Below are 19,792 nucleotides of genomic sequence, written 5' to 3'. Positions count from 1 at the left end.
TTCATTATTCCGGTTTCACGGGAAGCTTCTACCTGAAAATGGCAGCATAGCGGGGCGCGAAGAATTTCGCGAAGGCCTTTACTTCGGGGCGACGATAAGCCTCTGGCGCAATCAGCATCAAATGCTCCGAGTTCATCTCCTCGAGCGGCGCAAAGCATTGAATGAGCGTGTCATCGCTTTCGGCAAGTTTCACGTTTATGATGCCAAGGCCATGACCCGACCGGATGGCGGCATGCATCAGGTCCAGCTCGGAATAGGTTTGCCTGATCTGATCAGGTTCCGCATAGCGGATCAGCCAATCGTGAAAGGCTGACGGCACACCTTCACGTAGGAAGCTGACAAACGTATGGTTGAACAAGTCTTCTACCGAGGTCGGCAACCCGTGTTTTTCGGCGTATGAATGGGATCCGAAAAGCGCGTAACGCGCGGTGCTTATCTTGCGGCAGATGAGGTCCGGATGGGGAGGGCTTCTTGTCACGCGCAGTGCTATGTCCGCTTCGCCAGCCGATAAATCCAGGACTTCGACGCTGGGCAGGAATTCGAAGCTGACATCGGGGCGGAGCAAAGAGAACTCGTTGAAGATCGTTGCGACCCGGGGCGAGAAGTTGCCGGAATAGGCCGTGATCCGGATCGGTCTGGTGCTGCGCAACGTTTCGACTGTCTCGGCCAGGCAAATCGCCGCCGCTTCGATTTCTTCCGCCTTCTGCAGGATTGCTTGTGCTGTTTCGGTCGGCCGGAAGCCGCGCGTGTCCCGCTCGAACAAGGTTATGCCAAGCTCATGCTCAAGCGCCTCAATGCGGCGTGCAACAGTTGGCTGGGCCATGCCGAGCTGGGGCGAGGCAGCCAAGGTGGACCCCGCGCGCACGACGGCAAGAAAGACCCTGATTTCTGACCAGCTCCGGAATGCGCTCTTCATTTTTGTAGAATAGCACATCGCCGCGGCCGATACCCGAAAATCCCGCAGCCACTACAGTGGGAGAGCCTTCGCAGCAGCAGAAAAGGCCCGAGAGATGAATGCATTCATGACCAGCACCCGCACAGTCCCGCCGCTTCAAAAGGCTCTTGGCTTCATCCAGCGTGTATTCAACTTCGCCCTGCGCCCCCGCACTGAGGAAACGCAGCCCGATGACGCCCGGTCCCGGCGGGAATTCATCAGGGAGGTTCTTTCCCGCAACCCGGACGCCTTCTCCAGCGATGCCGATGTCCAAAGTATGATGAGCATGTATCCCGGCAGGTACTGACTGGTTCGGGGCGGACCTTTAGCGCAAATCCCCACCCGCTGCAGACCGTCGAATGGCCGCTATCGGGCCGGTCGTGCCGATCCGCAATGCCCAGCGGCCTTTGCCTCGTAAAGTCAGAAAACTGCGGGTCGCTGCCACCCGAGCCGAACGCAGCATCTTACACATTTGGGCTCGAACCTGACATGCCTAGATGTCTCTCCAACCCCATTCAGCGCTAGCCGTCCCAGATGCGGTCGATCAACTCTGCCACCTCTGGATGGTCCGACCAGCGGTGAACGTCGATCGGTCGCGAGTGCCATGGGTTCTCTATCTCCCCCATAACCTCCTCCTCCCTCTGTGTATTATGGATCAGGAAGGAGGGTACTCGGGTCTCTCTATCCTCCGGTTTCTATTCATTACTTATACCTATTCCCCACCCCCATAGAACTCCTGCTAGAGGTTGGGTAACAGGAGTAGTCTGGGGGAGTCAGAACACCCGAAACCACTGGGGCATAAACGGGGCTGGCCTACCCGTCTACGAGTGCCGACAGGTGCTTACGAGATCAACCATCCACTGATGCTGAGACGACCGTTGACGAGTCGTTCCTGGGGCTGACGGGTGGTCGCCGGCGCTGGCGGGTGGCGGGGCCTATGGAGTCGATGGCTTCAAAGCGGTCGCTCAAGCCTAATACACGAATGACCGCCTGGAGCCAAAAGCAGACGTTCATTGCGTTACCCGGAACAGCCAGATTGCGCGAATAACTGAATTTGCATAGGGACGCACAATGATAGAGGGAATGACTGTTTAAAAAACCCATAAGGCGTTTGGGCCGATCACGGCTGAAACCTTGTGATAACAGCGGTTCCTGGGGAAGTCGGTCCATTCATTGCGCGAAGTTCATTGCTAGCCTCTTCCAATCGGATTTCTCTGGCGACCATTGGCTGGATATCCACTTCGCCACGTTCGATCATTCCTAGAAGGCGGGGGTATTTCCATGAAGGCATACCACGAGTGCCAAAAAACGAGAGTTGTTTGGAATAGATTGCACGCATGTTCACCTGCGTCTGGCCGTCGCCCGACGGCATACCAATTTGCACGTGTCGACCAAGGATAGCGAGACACTCTACGGATGCGTTCGTCGTTGTTTCGATACCCAACGCTTCTATGGAAACCTGTGCTCCTCCATCCGTGATATCTCGGATCGCTGCTGCGGCGTCTTCTTTGCTTGCATTTACGGTTGCGTCCGCGCCGTTGAGCTTTGCATGCTCAAGCTTCTCTTCAACCACATCCACTACGACAACTCGGCATCCAAGCATTTTTGCCAATAGAAGAACTGACAAGCCAATCCCTCCGGTTCCGTGGACAGCCACCCATTCACCAGCTGCGACATCTGCACGGTCTGTCAAAGCATGCCAAGCAGTGGTGACACGACACCCGAGCCCTGCCGCCAAGGCAGGGGACAGCGTTTCTGGCAAGTGAACCAAGTTGTGGTCAAAAGGCACTGCAACGTATTCTGCGTATGCACCTTGCGTTCCAAATCCAGGAACGATTTGGTTAGCACAAGTGTTTGATACGCCTGTTTGACAAGCGTTGCAGCTACCGCAGCCTAAGATGAATGGCGCTATGAGGCGATCACCAACTTTGTGCTTCGCTTGAGGCCCTGCCTCTACCACGGTCCCACAGTATTCGTGCCCTAAGATGGAGCCATTTTGAACTTTGGGGTGTGCACCAGACCATCCATGAAAATCCGAGCGGCATACGCCACAGGCAGCGACCTCCAGGACCACTCCATTGTCTGGGCAGGTTGGATCCGGGACCGTCTCAATCGAAAGGTCTTCACAAAACTCTCTTACGACTGCAGCTCGCACTTAGCGCTCCTAAAGATTTGGTTTCATTGATCGAGCAATTCGGTTCAGTCGAGACTAAACAGGTCTATCGCCTTTCACGGTCACACGTCGCCCTTTACGCTCTGCGGGCCAATAGTCCCAGATAGCACGATGCATGCAGCACCGGTTGTCCCAAAAGGCCATGTCGTAAAGCGACCACCTGAACCGGATTTGATAGTTGATTTGTTCCGCATGCTCGAAAAGCATGTCGAGGATCGCATCGCTTTCCTTATCCGACAAGCCCACAATCTTTGTCGTAAATGTTCGGTTCACAAATAGCGATTTCCGGCCCGTTTCCGGATGAGTTCTAACAATTGGATGAACTGCTTCGGGACAATCAATATCGCTGTCTTTTTGTCCCCGGTCGCTATAGCGGCCTTTATAGATATGCTCTGAACTATGAAGCGCAGACAGGCCGTTGATCATATCTTTTATCGGTTCAGAAAGATCGTCGTAGGCCGCATACATATCACTGAACATAGTGTCCCCGCCGCAGGGAGGGGCGATATGGATTTGAAGCATAGTTCCAAGAGGAGGCGTCTCGTCGCAAGAGACGTCAGAGTGCCAGAACTCACCGTTTGCTACCTTGGAATTCTTGGTTGCATGGATTTCGAAAATCTCTGGATATCCTTCCATTGTTGGGGCTGCGGGGTGCACATGAAGCGGTCCAAAGCGTTTCCCAAATTCAATGTGCTGCGCAGGCGGAATTTCTTTCTGCTCTTTGAAAAACAGAACTTGATAGGTGTGAAAAGCGCTGCAGATCTCTGCGAACTGGTTGTCAGGAACAGGCCGGCTTAGATCGACTCCATAAATCTCAGCCCCAAGGTTTGGAGCGAAGGGTTTGGCAACGATGGAAGTATAAGCGTTGGATTTGGGAGCAACCATAAGCACCTCTGGGTTTGGTTTCGTTGGGCATGCCATGCGCAAGGTACACATCAACAAAAATGAACAAAAACGAAAATTCTTTGACTAATCAGTGAAAAACTTTCACATATCGATCACGGTTTAGGCGGTAGTGAGGTTATCGATATGAGCATTCGGTCACTACGAACTCTAATCGCAGTTCATCGACATGGTAGCTTCCGTGCCGCGTCAGAGGCGGAGCATCTAACTCCGTCGGCGGTCAGTCACCAGATGCGGAATCTGGAGGTCACGTTGGGGCTCGTTTTATTTGACCGATCGGCCAAATCAACCAAACTGACTCATGCCGGGCTAACGTTCGCCGAAGAGGCTGCAGCGGTGGTGGCCGCATATGACGGTTTGGCGGAAAGGGTGAGGTCGAACAACGAACTCTTTGGTGAAATAACTTTGGGGGCCGTTCCAACAACTCTGACTGGATTAGTGCCAATTGCGCTAGCGAGGCTAAAGTCCGTGCATCCGGATATCCGTGTAAGAATTGTTCCAGGTTTGACCAATCAGCTTTTGCTACAGTTAGATCGCGGGCAGATTCAAGCGGCGATCATTTCCCGACCAGATGTTCTGCCAAACACGTTGGAATTCTCTGAAATTGTATCCGAAGAATTGGTCCTGCTTGTCTCGGAAAACACCCCAGATTTACCTCCGAAAGAACTGCTTGGTGCGTCACCGTTTATTCGTTTTACGCGTGATGCGGTTGTAGGAAGGCAAATCGAGACTTGGCTGCAAAGAAAGGGCATTGAAGTCAAAGACGCCATGGAACTAGAGAGCCTTGAAGCAATCTCAAGTATGGTGGCGGCTGAACTTGGCGTATCAATCATACCAGACAGCCGCTTAGCTGCATATGACCACTTGCGGCTCAAAAGTATTCCCCTTGAACAGAACGGACCTAAGCGCATTGTTGGCCTGGCGAATATGAGAGCCTCACCTCGCACTAAAATGATCGACGCAGTTAAGACGGCACTATTGGAAGCAGTAGAAAACCAGCTGGTATATTTGTGAGCTCGCACTCCAGCAGGTATCCACAAGAAAAATTTTGCCACTTAAATAACCGAGACTGGAAATCAGTTTTGGCCGGTCTCTAACGCCAAACCTGATTACCGCGATAGGTTGTGTCGCCTACAGAGCAGCCTTACGTTACTTTTTGGTGGATGAGCGCCAGGCGCCCAAGTTGCAAAACTCTGCAGTGTCTACCAAAGTTCGCTTCGAAACAGAGTTGGGACTCTTATAATGACTGGTACATTTTGTTCCATTCTCGGAGCGATTGGAAACACACCTTTGGTGTCTCTTGATCGGCTGGTAAAGCATTATGGTTGCGAGGGAAAAATTTTAGCCAAGCTCGATTACTTGAACCCCGGATTCTCCAAAAAAGACCGCGCGGCGCTTGGGGTCATTGAAGCAGCTGAGGCCAATGGCACGTTAGAGCAAGGGCAGACAATCGTTGAGCTGACAAGTGGCAATATGGGCACCGGCCTTGCCATCATCTGCAGTATCAAAGGCTACCCATTCGTTGCTGTCATGTCCAAAGGCAACTCGCCTGAGCGCGCACAAATGATGCAGGCTCTTGGCGCCGAAGTCGTGTTGGTAGATCAAATGCCGGGAAGTCGCCCCGGGGAAGTATCCGGCGCTGACCTCGCAGAGGTTGATCGCGTGGCTACAAAACTGACGATTGAACGCAACGCATTTCGAGCTGACCAATTCCAACGAGAAGGTAATCCGAGCGCCCATGAACATACGACTGGCCCAGAACTTTGGGAACAGTCCGGCGGCAACATCGATGCATTCTGTGATTTTGTCGGATCGGGTGGCACTTTGTCTGGGACGTCCAAGTACCTGCGATCGCGAAATTCAGAGATCAAATGCTATCCCATTGAGCCCGAAGGCGCTGCTGTTATCGCGGGTCAGGAAGTGACAAGCCCCGAACATCCCATTCAGGGAGGTGGGTATGTTATGGATGATCTCGATTTCCTTCGAGGGTTCGTGTGGGATGGGTTTCTTCAAATTGATGGCAACACGGCGCGTCAGACTTGTCGCAATCTGGCGCGTTTAGAAGGCATTTTCGCTGGGTTTTCTGCCGGCGCCAACGTGGCGGGTGCTGTCGAGCTGCTAAAAGGCCCTCACAAGGGCCAGACCGTTTCCGTGATCATTTGCGACTCCGGATTGAAGTACCTTTCTACTGATCTTTTCACGTAGAACTGCCCTTTGGCGTAGGGTGCGTCCGCGAAGTAGACGCTCACGAAGATACTGCGAATGACCGAATTGAGCCAATATTGTTGAAAAACTCGACAATTCGGCCCACTCGCTTTTTCGCCGATTTCCATCGCGTCAGCAATGCTGACACCACTTGCCCAAAGCAGGCCATGACAGCCTCTCACATCGCGGAACCATTGCTTCGGCCGACCCCCTGGCGAAAAAATCAACCGCCTGACAATGGGTAATTATTTACCGGTTTTGGCCAAAACTGGAGTTTTTTAACAATATCAGCCCAATGCGGATATCACAGGACAGCAGATTGAATTGTGGTACCGGTGCCAAAGCGTAAGCAATTAAAACGCGTCAATTCTGCCCACTTGACGGTTGCGCTACCTGCGGAAACTGAGCCAGCTGCGAGTTCCCCGATGCTGTTAGACAGGGATGAGCTTGACCTAACGGTTCTGCAGTTTAGCCGAGATGGCTACGACAGACTTCAGAACATAGAGTCACTTAGTCGAGTGGGTTTTGGCGTCATTGGCCGACTAATTTTGCCGCTACGCGACAAAGTTACCCTGTTGAAATTGTTTACCAATCGAAGCTGATTTGACTGTTTTTTGTTTCTTGACTTTGCTGCCCTGGGGCTTAATGCGCCGTTTCCTGTCGTAGCTCCCTCCAACTCAGTGTTGGACAGATCGTCGCATGCCGTGCAACGATAAACCTTATGAAACAGCGCTATGGGAGGCAAAATGTCAGATTCAAGTCCCAAAAAGATGCTCGACCCGGACCCACGTGTCTGGGACTTCGAGACTGAGTATGAACTCGGACAAGACAACATCAGGCCGCTCGGGTTGGATATTCACAACCCCGTCTTCATTGTCTCTGGTTTGCTGATCCTGGGTTTCGTGATCGTGGCTTTGGCCAATCAGGAAGCTGCCGCTGCATTCTTCGGCTGGCTCCGGCCATGGCTGACCAGTACCTTTGACTGGTTTCTGGTGTTGTCGGTAAATGCGATCACGTTGTTCTGCCTGGCGCTTATTGTCCTGCCTGTCGGAAAAGTCAGAATTGGCGGAAAGGATGCGAAACCCGACTACTCATATGCGGGTTGGATCGCAATGATGTTTGCGGCAGGGATCGGGATCGGCCTCCTGTTCTTTGGTGTTTTGGAGCCAGTGTATTACAACTTTTCGGAAGACGGGAATGCACGGCCCCTGAACATCGACATTAGTCAACCGGGCAATGAGTATATTGGTGTCGTCGGGACAATACATCACTGGGGTCTCGAAGGCTGGGCTGTATATGCTGCAGTGGGATTGGCGCTTGCGATATTCGCTTACAACCTGAACCTGCCACTCACGCTCCGGTCGGCTTTTTTTCCGCTGCTTGGAGAACGTGTCTGGGGCTTTTGGGGACATCTCATTGACACGCTGGCGGTCTTTGCGACACTTTTCGGCCTTACGACGTCCTTGGGCCTGGGTGCTCAACAGGTTGCTGCAGGTCTGAATGAGGTGTTTGGCATCTCACCGTCCCCGACGCTGACCGTTATCATTATCGTTGCGATCACGCTTATCGCTCTTGGCTCCGTCCTCTTGGGCATGGACGCGGGCGTAAAAAGACTGTCTGAGATAAATATGATAATGGCCGTCGGGCTCTTTATTTTTGTGATCGCTATGACCGGAATTTCTGCCGCAATCGCGCGCTACGTTTCAGTCATGGTGGACTATGTCACATTGCTGCCTGCGCTTTCCAATCCGTTCGGGCGGGAAGATACGAGCTTTTTCCACGGCTGGACAACATTCTATTGGGCGTGGTGGATTGCTTGGTCGCCTTTCGTCGGCATGTTCATTGCACGGATTTCCCGGGGTCGCACCGTGCGTGAGTTTGTACTCTGTGCCCTGATTGCACCAACAGCTGTTTGTGCGTTGTGGATGTCCACTTTCGGAGGTGCGGCCATCGACATGCTGAATGCAGGTGGTGCTGAAGGAGTCAAAGCCACTGTGATCGACAGTTATGCTCCGGAGGGCGCTTTGTTCGGTTTCCTCAAGGAACTGCCGCTGTACAACATCATTGCGCCGATCTCGCTGGTGTTGATTGTGATCTTCTTTGTCACCTCGTCCGACTCCGGCTCATTGGTGATCGATACAATCACCGCTGGTGGCAAGTTGGATGCGCCCGTTGTTCAGCGCGTATGGTGGTGTACGCTTGAAGGCCTTGTCGCTATTGCACTGCTCCTCGGCGGTGGGTTGAACGCCCTTCAGGGAGCCGCCGTGTCCATGGGGATTCCGTTTACACTGGTGATACTCATCATGTGCTACTGCCTGTGGTTGGCCTTGCGATCTGAATACAAGAAGCTCTGAGAAACAGTCGAAAGGAGTTGTGGCTTCCCATTGAGATAGGGGAGCCACTACATCAAACTGCGGTACTTGGCCATTTTGGAACGGCTAGTTACGTACAACAAAAACAGAGCACCTAGCGTGCGTAACGACATGACTGGCGGTTGTACCCAACAGATAGTCTTGGATTTTTGGATTGGCCGCCTCCATTACGATCATGTCGACGTTGCGTTCATCCGCGAGTTTCACGATCTGGCGATGCACCGCTCCGGTCCGGACAGTGGTTTCAAGTTCGACGCCTTCTGCTGGGTGATCTTCAACAAACTTCTTCAGTTGCTCGCTCCAATATCCAACAGAGTCGCGAATGTTCAAGTTTCGCTCCATTTCTGGCGCAACTGTCACCACGAGAAGCCGCGCTTCTCGGCGTTTAGCCATTGCGATTGCTTCTTCGTAGGCGCTGTAATCCAGCCTCACGTGACGAAGATTTATCGGGCATAGGATTAAATTCGTATCAAGTGGCATCTTCACTGTCCCGTCTCACGCATTCAGTCAGTAAGTGTTAGACAATGACTTTGCTAGGTGGACCGTCAAGAGTGACCGCTTCCAATACACAGCAGCCGCTTTGTCCGCGTAGCTGTCGTTCGAGCGACACGCTGCGAATGATCGCTTCAGACTTCTTGGCCACTCGTGGTAAATTTGGTGTGGCGGAGGAAGAACAGTGAGCAAAATTGCATTCAGTATGCGTGATCAGATGGACGGTATGTCCGATGATGAATTCGAAGATGCGATGAGTCTTAGTAAGGCGGATTTTCTTGACTATCTCGACAAAGCGGCAGCGTCAGAAACGAGATGCAAAGCCAACTTAGGTGAACCGGCTCCAGACTTCTTGGCGCACGTATTATGTGAGGATGGAGACGTTTCATCCGACTTACTGAAGCTATCCGATCTTCGCGATGCGCCTGTCTCGTTGATTTTCGGGAGCTACACGTGTCCCATATTTCGTCGTCAATCCGAGCGCATGAAGCAGTTGATTGGCGAATTTGAAAACTCGGTTCAGTTCGTTTTCGTTTACACGCTGGAAGCGCATCCGACAGACGGATGGAACACAAACTCCAACCGTGCCGACAAAATTATGTACGCTCAACCAACAAATATGAATGAGCGTGCCAAGGTGGCCCATGATTGGCGAAGGGCCTTCAGCTTTCACAGCCAAGTTGTCCTAGATTGGCCAGACAATCGGATAAATGACGATTACGCTGGCGCACCAGAGCGCTTGTATATTCTCGACGCTAAGGGTGTCGTGACCTTCAAATCCGAGCAAGGCCCATATCACGATAGCCATCTAGAGGATTGGGCAAAAGCGTTAAGAAGCGCCACAACAAGCCCGTAGCGGTTTCGACCAATTGGCAATCCGATGCCGCTATGCAGCTAATGGCGGTTTTGTCCACTAAAGCGGCCATCAATACCAGATACCGCGAACGACTGGCCTGAGCCCTAAGCACTCATTGACTAAGCCTCAGCTATGCCGGTCAGCCGAAACACTTCCATTGGCTCCCGGATGCCTTTCAGCGTTAACTCCCCACGCGATTCCACGAGGAACCGATCCTCGAGCGCGATGGCCGCCCGCGGACTCAGAAGGATCTCTCCATCCTCTGCCTCGTCGCAAAGACGCGACGCTAGGTTGATCGGTGTGCCAGAAGCCGTGTAGTCGAACCGCCCCTCAAACCCAACGATCCCAATGTTCGCATAACCAAGGGAGACAGCCACACCGAAACCCAGCCGGTGACCCAATCGCTTCCATCGCATGCAAAGATCCACCATCCGCGCGCGCATGGCAATCGCAAGCCGCGCCGCCTCGCCTGCGGGGTCGTCACAGGGCAGCGGATCGTTGAACAGCACCATTATGCCATCCCCCATCCGCAGATCAACTCCCGCCTCGTGGGCGTTGATCAGCTTTCCCATCTCTTCGTGATAGGTTTGGAGAACCTCGATGGTCTCCTCCGGCTCCGCCGTCTCGCAAAAGGCAGTGAAGCCCCGGATGTCGCAGAACAGCGCGCCCAGAAGCGCCCGATGGCTCGACAGCATCTTCTCAGATCCCGACGAAATGACGGTATCTGCCACCGCCGCCGGCAGGAACCGCTTTAGGCGCCCCATGCGCTCGATCTCGCCCACCTGGGCTTGCACCCGATCGCCCAATTCGGCATTGAGCGCCTCCAGCGCCCTGAACTGGCGCACGTTCTCGATGGCAATGGCGGCCTGGGAGGCGAAGCCTTCGACCAGTTGGGTATCCGAGTCACGCGGGAGGCGGTCGGGCGGCCACATGAGGTTTATGCTGCCCCACACTTCGCCGCGGACAAAGATAGGTACACCCACCAGATACTTCAGGCCCCGCGCCCGGACCCATTCGTAATCAAGATAACTTTCGTCAGTAGCATCGTCGATCCGGGCGACCGCTCGAGAGCGGAAAACCCGGCCAGTCAAAGTATTGTCGGCAAGCGGTTCTGCTGGCGTCAGTTCCGTCTCGGCGAGGGCTTCGCCGCGGACGCCATAGCTGGCGCAGTAGTGGATAATGCCATTCTCGACGCGCCACAAAGTGCACACCGGTGCACCACATAGTATCGCCGCGTTCCGCGTGATCAGATCGAACACTGGGCCATCATCGTCCCGATTCTGGCTGATGACTTCCAGAATATCCCGCGTCGCCACTTCACGCTCTAGCCTAGCCTGCAGCTCGCGGAACTGCCGCACGTTCTGAATGGCGATAACGGCTTGTGCAGCGAAGGTTTGCACCAAGGCGATTTCATCTTCTGTGAAGGGCAACACTTCCCGACGGTAGAGAAACAAAACCCCTAGCGAAGAATCCGGTGTTAACAGCGGAACGGTAAGAAGTGTGCGTATGCCCTCAACTTCCACCGCGTGAACCCGGTGCGGTTGACCGGCATCGTAAATTTGGTCTCTTGCATCGGCGATCTGCAGCGGTTCGCGAGCAATCATCGCCTGTACCGTCAGTGATTGTTCCGGGTCCATTGGCAACGGATTGGCATTGATCAGCTCAACGAATTGTGACCGGGCGCCGTGATAGGCGGGGATTGTCAAACAGGTGCGCTCATCATTGGCCAGAAACAGACATGCAAATGGCGCATTACACAATCGTGCCGCGCTTTCAAGAATCACATCAAAAACAGGTTTTTCGTCGTCACGGGACCGTGAAATGACCTGAAGGATTGCCCGCATCGCACGCTCACGCTCACGTGCACGCGCAAGCTGTTTTTGCGACCCATGGCGATTTGTGTTCTGAGGCGAATTAATCACTGTCGCGCCTTTGGTTGCGATGTACTTAATTCAATCTTAGCCGCGCAGGCTTTCGCATTCCAGACTGTGTACTTGAGCACATCTGGCTGAGCAAAATTACATTTTCGACACGGGCGTTAGCATCTACTCGTATTGTGGGAAGCAATTCAGGCGACGTAATGACCGGCAGTTTTGTCCGCACAGCCTTCATTCCGCCACCTACGACCAACGTCATCTTTGGAAAAAGAATGAAAAGCAGAGATCCCCCGGCAAACCGCTAAGGGCCGCCGAGGTTTGGATTTCAGGGTGGTCTGCGGTTAACGACATTGTGGGCTAACCACTGCCAGTAGGCTTCAGCATCCCGGAACCCCTGAGCCCGAGCTGCCAGATCTTCCGCTGCCTTACGGGTGCACCCGCCGTCGTATTCGGCAATCGCTGCTCGCTCCTCGAACGCGTCGATGTCCGGGAAACTCATATCGGGAGCCGTATCTGATCGACGATCGACCGACGCTGCTCATCACTGATCCCAGCCGAGTAAATCCCGTAGGTGATCCCGTTCTCCGATCGAGCCGATTGGTGACCGACCAGAGAGGCTGTGAAGTGCTCAGGAAAACCCGTTCGCTCGCACTGGGCGATGAACCACTTGCGGGTCGAATGGAACACAAACTCTCGCCCCTACGCTCTGGTCAAGCTGCAAACCGATCGGTCACCGTATCGGCTCGCGAAAACCCGACGGAGTATCGGACCGATTAAAACCCGCTCGGTCCTAAATCGTTACTGCGCCGGGAGAGAAGCGAAACTTATCAATTAAGGGAGCACCCAAATGACAGGGTGGGAAGTCACATTCAACATTGCAGCAGCGGGAACGACAATCGCTCTGCTTCTTTATGTACAGTATCTTCTGAAAACCTACGGGCGTTATCGTTCAAACGACCTCGCGCTCGTCGCACAGTTTCGGGACACCGCACCGTATCATTGCTTGGATGAATTGTTCGCGAGCAGGAAGTGAATTTCTGCATTGGCACCACTCGACGTCTTCAGCCTGATGCCACAGCCGGGTATTTCGCGGACCATTTCTATATGCCTGCCTAAGCCAACGGCGCCTATCCATCGAAAGCCGATGCACAGTATGCTTCTCGCAAGGCACTCACTATGCGCGGCGCGTCCCAGTTTACTTTCCGTTGACAAACACGTCTTTGAACTTCTCCGACTGCAAGACTTGTGGGAGAGCCTAGCGCATTTCTTCCATGGTACTAGCCCATTCCCGAAGTTGCTCGAGGTTTTGGTCGATGCGGTTATATGCGCTGACCGATGTATCTTTCGCGCCGCGGCATCCATTCAAGCTCCGGAGATCGTGCTGCTCGATGAAATGGTGAACCAGATTGTTCCGTAGAAGAACCATGTCTCTGAGTTCATTCTCTACCCGAGCGAAATCCTCACTCGATAGGTCAAGTGACATCCGCATGGCGAACCAATTGGCTCCTTCAGGAGAATTGATCGTCGCCCCTTCGGCAGGTTCGATCTCACCAGCAACGACATACGATCCGAGGAGATCGCGCACCAAGGTGCCGAGCGTCTTACGCGCCGTGGCGTCAACCTGCGCGGCCCTTGAACGCTCCAAGTCATGAATCGGCCCTGAGAGCCTATGATGCGCCACCATAGCTTTGATCAGCCGCTCATATTGTTGGAGCCGTAACAGGCATCGCCCCAACAACCGCTGTACTTCGTGCTGTAGCGTGAGTAGATCGTTGTCGGCAAAGTTGGTCATGGTATTGTCCTGTCGCTATACCGTGCACACCGAACATGTATTGAATAAATACAAGATACTACCTGTAAATCTTCCAACCTTGAATTCATTCGGAAGTTCCGACCGGCCCTAAGCGATCCTTTATTGCAAGTGCAGCGAACGACCGCCTGACCGTCCTACTTGACGTTCTGATCCTTTCCGAAAACCCTTTCAGCCCCCTTGACCTCTTCGAATACCAGTTCAGGCACAACAACTTCCCAATTGGCGCGTTTCATCAGGTGATGAAAACGCTCGTCGGCATCTTCTTTACGCCAATTAATGATGGCCGCGATCTCGCCGGTGACAAATTTCGTGCCCATCGGGGGCGCGAATGCTTTTGCCATCCGCCCGAGGATCCTACCTTGAAGATCCTCGATCTGCCAGCGATCTCCGACACTGGAGAGCCTGACTGGCGCGCCAACCTGCGCTTCGGCGATCGCGTCATGAACAACGTGCCGATCACCTTGGCGTCCTGCGAATGACAGGTCGACCATCTTCATTTCTGGCGATTGAAAGAACCGGCGCGGGCCGGGGACTGTCGCCAAGTCGGGCACCACGTGCCGCGTGACAACGGAGGGCGACTCGGTGGGAAGGTATTCGTGATTGTCGTTACTCATGACGATCAAATTTCGCCTTGCACGTGTCATGGCGACATAGAACAAACGCCTCGGCGCGTCCTGATCTTCGTTTCGCGAGGGCCGTTCCCAACCGCCATCGAGAATCACCACATCGTCGAATTCGAGGCCCTTCGCGCGGTGCGCCGTCAGCAATTTGAGGCCGCGCTGCTCGCCCCATGAGTCCTTAGACCATTCAGCAAACCATTCGATCACGTCGGGGCTCGGGAGCGCTTTGCCATCAACTTCACGCGCAAGTTGGCCAAGTCCCTCGCCGATCCGGTCAGTCCAACGGCTTGAGGGTATCGTGTTCAGGGTTTCGGTAAGATCGCTCAAGCTGACCAAAGCTGCGTGCCTCTCGCGCAGACCGTCGATGAACCTCCGCATCTCCCGGGTGCGCCACACACTTGGTAGATTTTCGTTTGCCATTTCGACGGGAATTCCATGTGCCTCGGCAAAGTCGCGGACTGGCAGAAGCTTGCGCCAATCACGAGAAATGATTGCCGCGCCCTTCCAGCTCCAATCCGGGATCAGTTTTGACAGGCGGATCATCTCGTTGACCGCCGCAAGGGCCTGAGCGTAATTCCCGGCCGGGCAGCCAAGGATTTGAACCCGCCCCTGCGCAACCGGATCGAGGTTTTCCATGATACCCCCAGCCGGGTCCTTTTGCCGCGATTGGTCGACGGTAATCCCATGGCCTGTTTTCATACGTTCCCGAGATCCTTCGATCACGGCGTTCGCTGCGCTGACGATGTTTTTCGACGAGCGGTAATTGTCGGTCAGAAAAACCGGCTTGGCGGAATAATCCTGTTCGAATTGTCGAATGTGGCGCACCGATGCGCCGGCAAACGCATAGATATTTTGGTCGTCATCGCCGACTGCGAACAGGCTGATCCGTTGATCGGGGTCGTCGATACTGCGTCCGGCCACCGCCGCGATCAAGGCGTATTCCTCAGGGCCCACGTCCTGATATTCGTCCACGAGTATCCAGCGGAACCCTTGGATCAAGGTCTCTCGCAAGGCTTCGGCCTCGACTTTGTCCAGCCCGTCGCCACGCAAGAGACGTGCCGCATCGATCAGAAGCGTCTCGAAATCAGGTTCATCGGCCGCCACCCGTCCGGCGAAACTCGCGCCAACCAACCGCATTGCTAAGGCATGGATGGTCAAAACCGTCACGAAGCGAGCATCTTCGCCAATCAGCAGACGCAAGCGTTCCCGGATCTCGGCGGCCGCGTGGCGATTGTAGGCGAGCACCAATATACCGTTTGGATCTTCGCGTTTGATCCTGACCAGATAGGCGACGCGATGGACCAGCACGCGTGTCTTGCCCGATCCCGGTCCCGCAAGCACAAGCACATTGGTCTGTTCGCGGTCGTCACGCACGATCTGCTCTTGCGTCGAGTTCCCCAGATTGTCGACGATCTCGGCATAAGACTGGGGCGTTGCCTGTCGTCTGAACTCCGAAATTTTCCCCGGCATCCAAGCTTTCATGAAGTCGGACTGCTCCATTGCGAAATAGTCATGCGCGAGCCGCTGGGCCTGATCGATATCATCGATGCCTTTGCTCGCATAAGCCGCCATCACGTGGGTCTGGACAGTCTGTTCGGTGTAGTGGTCTTCGAGCGGCGCGAAATGCTGAGTGGTAAAAGCGCCGCCTTTCCGATTGATGTGCAACGTCATGGCTGAGCGGAACACGGACAAACCCTTGCCCAGAGTCACCACCTGCTGTTCGTGCAACCATAGAAGCGCCCGGTCCATTAGCTTTGCAGGGTCATTGACAGATGTCCGTAACAGCGCATCGCTGTTGATCGCTGCAAGAAGGTCGCCAAGCGTGGTCTCGACAGGAACATCTTTCCCACGTAGGCCAGCCTGAACCTTGTTGATCAAGTAAGAAACCAAACGCTCTGCGGCCTGCCGGCGAAGCTGAGCGGTCTGTTCGATTACTCCCCATGATCTTTGCATTCGCACCATGACACTGCCTTTGGACACCTTACGCAGGCCGATATTGCCTTTGCCGCCATCCATGTCGCGGCCATCCTGCGCCATCCCACGGAGCAGCCCCTCGACAATATCGGGCCGCACGGAGGCGTGTCCCTGCTCCCGCAGGGCCTGCGCCACTGAGGCCAGATGGCAGGGCACAGCCTCATTGATGTCCGCGTCTGGCGCTTGCTCCCTAAGGACTGCAATCAGGTCAGCTTCCAACCGGGATGCCGCTTCGAAGCGCTTCGACGAGGCATTCTCGACGCCTACATGCACGAAGATGGTGATGTTTGTGTCGTCCTTTGCGATCCCCAGGGCCTCGAGATCCGCCAAGGCTTTACGCAGGCTCGACATCGTAAGCCCGCTGACGCCGCAGAGCTCGTCCGTGGTGATGCCCTCTTCCTGCGGCGCGTTGATGATATGCTGCACGATGGTGGCCAGGTCTTCGCGTCGCCGCCCGGTGATCTCGGCGGATGCAAGGATTTTGCGAACCTCTTGCATGCTTCTTATCCGGAGCGAGGCGGGGAACACCTGCACCCGGTTTTCTTCGCGGTTCAGAAGGTGTGCTTCTTCCAGCCAGGCGACGGCGGTCTTCACCCGCGTATCGTCGGTATTGCTGTCCCGCTGGAAATCTCGCTCTTTCTCCTCATGAACGATCTCACCGGGTGTCGCGACAATTTCGCCGCCTTTTCCGGTCCGAGCATCAAGACGCCGAAGCGCCTTCAGGATCGCGCCGATTTCGTGCCGCGCGAGTCGAGAGCGCGCGCTGAGGCTGAACTGACGATCAACGTCTTCGGTATTGAACAACAGGATGCAGTTTGCAGGCTCGCGGTCCCGCCCGGCGCGACCCGCCTCTTGCAGGTAGTTTTCCAACGACCCAGGCACGTCCCCGTGAACCACCAGACGGATGTCCGGCTTGTCGACCCCCATCCCAAAGGCGTTGGTGGCTGCGATCACGCGGAGATTGCCGACGCGGAAGTCCTCTTGAATCTCACGCTTGTCATCGGGGCTGAGGCCTGCGTGATACCGTTCAGCGGCGATGCCCTGTTGTTTTAAGAACTCCGCCACGCGCTCGGTAGCGTTTTGGGTCGCACAATAGACGACCGCCCCAGACACGCCCTCGCGCGGAAGCTTGGCCTCGATCGTGTCGAGGATATCGGCCATCTTGGTTGCCCGCTGCGTTGGCAGCACCTGGAAGCTTAGGTTTGAGCGCGACGCGCCACCATCGATCAACGCCAGTTCGGACCCCAACCGCTCTTTGAAATGACTGCGGATGTCCTGTACGACGTCCGGCTTTGCTGTTGCGGTCAAGCAAAGCACCGGAGCCGGATCGTCGCCTGAGCTTTCCTTGATAAACCGCGAAACGTAGCGATAGTCCGGCCGGAAATCGTGCCCCCATTTAGACACGCAGTGCGCCTCGTCCAGCACCCACAGCCCTACCTCGCGCTGTGACAGAACGGACCGAACTGTTGTGCTGCGCAGTTGTTCGGGCGAAATCAAAAGGATCGCAGCATCCCCAAGCCGCACCTTGTCAAGCGCATCCTGACGCTCGGGCAAAGACAATAGCCCGTTTATCGTAACCGCCGAGGAAATTCCGGCCCGAACCAAGCCCTGAACCTGGTCTGCCATCAGCGCCACAAGCGGCGATATTACGACGGTCAAGGCCCCGGTCTTGTCGAACCGAGACAGCGCGGGAATCTGATAGCAGATAGACTTACCCGTGCCCGTTGGAAGGATACCCAAGAGGTTGTCGCCTTCCATGGCCGTCGCCACGATCTTTTCTTGAAGCGGGCGTCCGTCCTCGTCGACTGGTTCTGGGCGGAAACTTGGGAAGCCGAACCAACGTTCGAGTGCTCGGGTGGGATCATTGTGCTCTGCGCAATAGGCACAGTGCGGATCACGACAATTCGTATCTCTCAGATCTTTGACGAGCCGTGCTGCGTCACGGAACTGCGCCCGCACCCAAGGCGGCATAACAGAATCCCCACCAGCGACCGAAATCCAGGCAAGGGCATATGCCATCGGCCAGCCCAGCCCGGTGTCCGAGAGCCGCTTGAGTAAGCCGTCCACCTGCGCGCCGCAGGCCACGTCTTTTAGCAGCGTCTGAATGGCATCGTGCGCTTCCGCTTCGGTCGGGATGGGCGCCCCGCGCACGTCGCTGAACAACCGATCAAATCCGACGCTACCAGGACCTCGGCAGCACAGCCAGTGATAGGCTATCATCGTTTCTGGCGACAACGTGTTCAGCGATACGAAGGCGTCGATCTGGTTGCGGAGAACCTCGAACACGAGACGCGCGTCGAACTCGGGATCGTTGACATGACCACTTTGAAGCCGCCCATCGCGGTAGTGTTTGACCAGATGATGATAGGGATTACGCGGGAACGCTAAAGGGTTGAGCCACAGCGTATCAATCGGTCCGTCCGCGAGCTTTGCGAAGCGCGGCGAGGCCGCCATGAGATGCGGCAGGTCATGGCGCAGAATATTGTGTCCAACAACATGTGCGAAACCGGCGCAAAACAGGTCGAGCTTTTCAAGCGCGGCTTTCAGGTCACCTTTCCGATGAACGATACCCTCTCCATCGCCTTCCGGCACGGCTGCAAAGGCGAACAACTTGGCTTCCTTGGGATCAACCTCCAGATCAATCGACAGACAGCGCGACAAGATTTTGGATTGTTCCCGCGGCATTTGAATACTTTTAGTTCCCGGCGGAATAGCCTCTGGCTTTTCAAGCGGCTGTGTTCTGCCACGGCCAAGGGCCTTCGATATGCCACGGGAAATTAAGTTTTTCATATCGGCAAGTTATTTATTATTCCCAGGGAGCGGAACCTTCGGCAGCCATTTGACCAAAAATGTTCCCCCGATGCCATGTCAGATTTATTGAGTGCGGCCAGTTTCTTTTTTTTGGGCTTCCAGATCTTCCCATCCGGAACCGACAGCCGGTCGACAACATCAACCGGCACCTCTTTGCGAGAGCGGAACTGGCAGGATCCTGACAGGCTTGTTGATCAAAGTTCGCTTGTTCCCCGGCCCGTGGGTCTTTTGCCAATGCAGCGAACATCCGGCTCCTGCCCAAAGCGCAAAATTCGTATGGCCGACGAGTCCCCAAACGCCAAAACAATCAAGAGCAAAAAGTGAGACACATGACTGAATTCAAACCGATCCCCCAAAATCGCCCATTGAGCTTTTTCCATTTATTTTAATATGTTGAAAATATCCTGCCACTCCAGCCAGGTCATCGGAACATCGAACGGCAGCAGGCTCTTGGGGCGGAACCCTCAAGGAAATGCTCCCGTTTCTGGCCCAGTGGTTTCGGGGTTTCTTTCTTATCTTCACTCCTTGGCGGTTACGATGAGCCGTAAACCTGCCTTAATCAAAACACCCCAAACTGTCGCATTCGTGCTGATGTTGGCCGAACGACAGTGAGCATGATGGTTTTGGCAAAACTCAGGCTTCAAGATTCACTTTGGTGCTTCACCAAAGTAGCCTCCAAAGAATGCGACCATTGCCAGCAATACGCCGACCAGTATTGCGATGACCCAAAGTGCTCCGCTGCCCTTGGCAAAATATCCCATC

At 54.7% G+C, this 19,792-nt stretch carries 13 protein-coding genes and 1 pseudogene; 5 read left to right on the top strand and 9 right to left on the bottom strand.

The window, feature by feature from the left end; all coding sequences use genetic code 11:
* Window positions 1–28: 28 nt before the first annotated feature.
* Complete coding sequence (locus tag ACR1XU_RS22595) at window positions 29–916, bottom strand: LysR family transcriptional regulator (RefSeq protein ID WP_480909062.1); 888 nt, start codon at window positions 914–916, stop codon at window positions 29–31.
* A 106-nt stretch (window positions 917–1,022) separates the two neighbouring features.
* Between ACR1XU_RS22595 and ACR1XU_RS22590 the strand changes: the two genes are divergently transcribed.
* Entirely contained in the window at window positions 1,023–1,241 is a 219-nt protein-coding gene (locus ACR1XU_RS22590; protein ID WP_170808434.1) for a hypothetical protein, read from the top strand.
* Window positions 1,242–2,054: 813 nt separating this feature from the next.
* Here the strand turns inward: ACR1XU_RS22590 and ACR1XU_RS22585 are convergent.
* From ACR1XU_RS22585 to ACR1XU_RS22575, 3 genes and pseudogenes are all read right to left on the bottom strand, one after another.
* The gene (locus ACR1XU_RS22585; protein ID WP_480909067.1) at window positions 2,055–2,561 is read right to left on the bottom strand and encodes a zinc-binding dehydrogenase; all 507 of its coding nucleotides are present in this window, start codon (window positions 2,559–2,561) and stop codon (window positions 2,055–2,057) included.
* A 138-nt stretch (window positions 2,562–2,699) separates the two neighbouring features.
* Window positions 2,700–3,008: pseudogene (locus ACR1XU_RS22580) on the bottom strand (alcohol dehydrogenase catalytic domain-containing protein); the annotation flags it as partial.
* A gap of 135 nt (window positions 3,009–3,143) precedes the next feature.
* Window positions 3,144–3,992, bottom strand: coding sequence for a TauD/TfdA dioxygenase family protein (locus tag ACR1XU_RS22575; RefSeq protein WP_480909061.1), 849 nt, complete (start codon window positions 3,990–3,992; stop codon window positions 3,144–3,146).
* 144 nt (window positions 3,993–4,136) lie between these two features.
* On the opposite strand from ACR1XU_RS22575, the gene ACR1XU_RS22570 reads away from it, so the two are divergent.
* The 3 genes from ACR1XU_RS22570 (at window position 4,137) to ACR1XU_RS22560 (ending at window position 8,569) form a co-directional block, all read left to right on the top strand.
* Window positions 4,137–5,024: a LysR family transcriptional regulator gene (locus ACR1XU_RS22570; protein ID WP_480814017.1), complete on the top strand. Its 888-nt coding sequence runs from the start codon at window positions 4,137–4,139 to the stop codon at window positions 5,022–5,024.
* Window positions 5,025–5,252: 228 nt separating this feature from the next.
* On the top strand, window positions 5,253–6,215 hold the full coding sequence (locus ACR1XU_RS22565) for a PLP-dependent cysteine synthase family protein (RefSeq protein ID WP_480909060.1): 963 nt from the start codon (window positions 5,253–5,255) through the stop codon (window positions 6,213–6,215).
* 746 nt (window positions 6,216–6,961) lie between these two features.
* Complete coding sequence (locus ACR1XU_RS22560; RefSeq protein ID WP_321254719.1) at window positions 6,962–8,569, top strand: BCCT family transporter; 1,608 nt, start codon at window positions 6,962–6,964, stop codon at window positions 8,567–8,569.
* A gap of 84 nt (window positions 8,570–8,653) precedes the next feature.
* Here ACR1XU_RS22560 and ACR1XU_RS22555 read toward each other — a convergent pair whose 3' ends face one another.
* Window positions 8,654–9,067: a universal stress protein gene (locus ACR1XU_RS22555; protein ID WP_170825435.1), complete on the bottom strand. Its 414-nt coding sequence runs from the start codon at window positions 9,065–9,067 to the stop codon at window positions 8,654–8,656.
* A gap of 196 nt (window positions 9,068–9,263) precedes the next feature.
* Here ACR1XU_RS22555 and ACR1XU_RS22550 point away from each other — a divergent pair, with 196 nt between their 5' ends.
* Window positions 9,264–9,935, top strand: a complete 672-nt coding sequence (locus tag ACR1XU_RS22550) for a deiodinase-like protein (RefSeq protein WP_170617516.1) — start codon at window positions 9,264–9,266, stop codon at window positions 9,933–9,935.
* A gap of 119 nt (window positions 9,936–10,054) precedes the next feature.
* On the opposite strand, the gene ACR1XU_RS22545 is transcribed toward ACR1XU_RS22550, so the two are convergent.
* The 4 genes from ACR1XU_RS22545 to ACR1XU_RS22530 form a co-directional block, all read right to left on the bottom strand.
* Window positions 10,055–11,779, bottom strand: a complete 1,725-nt coding sequence (locus tag ACR1XU_RS22545) for a GAF domain-containing protein (protein ID WP_480909059.1) — start codon at window positions 11,777–11,779, stop codon at window positions 10,055–10,057.
* Window positions 11,780–12,137: 358 nt separating this feature from the next.
* Window positions 12,138–12,311, bottom strand: coding sequence for a hypothetical protein (locus ACR1XU_RS22540; protein WP_170617520.1), 174 nt, complete (start codon window positions 12,309–12,311; stop codon window positions 12,138–12,140).
* 756 nt (window positions 12,312–13,067) lie between these two features.
* Entirely contained in the window at window positions 13,068–13,604 is a 537-nt protein-coding gene (locus ACR1XU_RS22535; protein WP_480814019.1) for a hypothetical protein, read from the bottom strand.
* A gap of 155 nt (window positions 13,605–13,759) precedes the next feature.
* Window positions 13,760–18,904 carry a RecQ family ATP-dependent DNA helicase gene (locus ACR1XU_RS22530; protein ID WP_480909058.1) on the bottom strand — a complete coding sequence of 1,715 codons (5,145 nt, stop codon included), beginning with the start codon at window positions 18,902–18,904 and terminating at the stop codon, window positions 13,760–13,762.
* Window positions 18,905–19,792 lie beyond the last annotated feature (888 nt).

It is taken from the genome of Ruegeria sp. D1(2025) (genome assembly GCF_056536425.1).
This window is presented reverse-complemented; position numbering and strand designations above follow the sequence as displayed.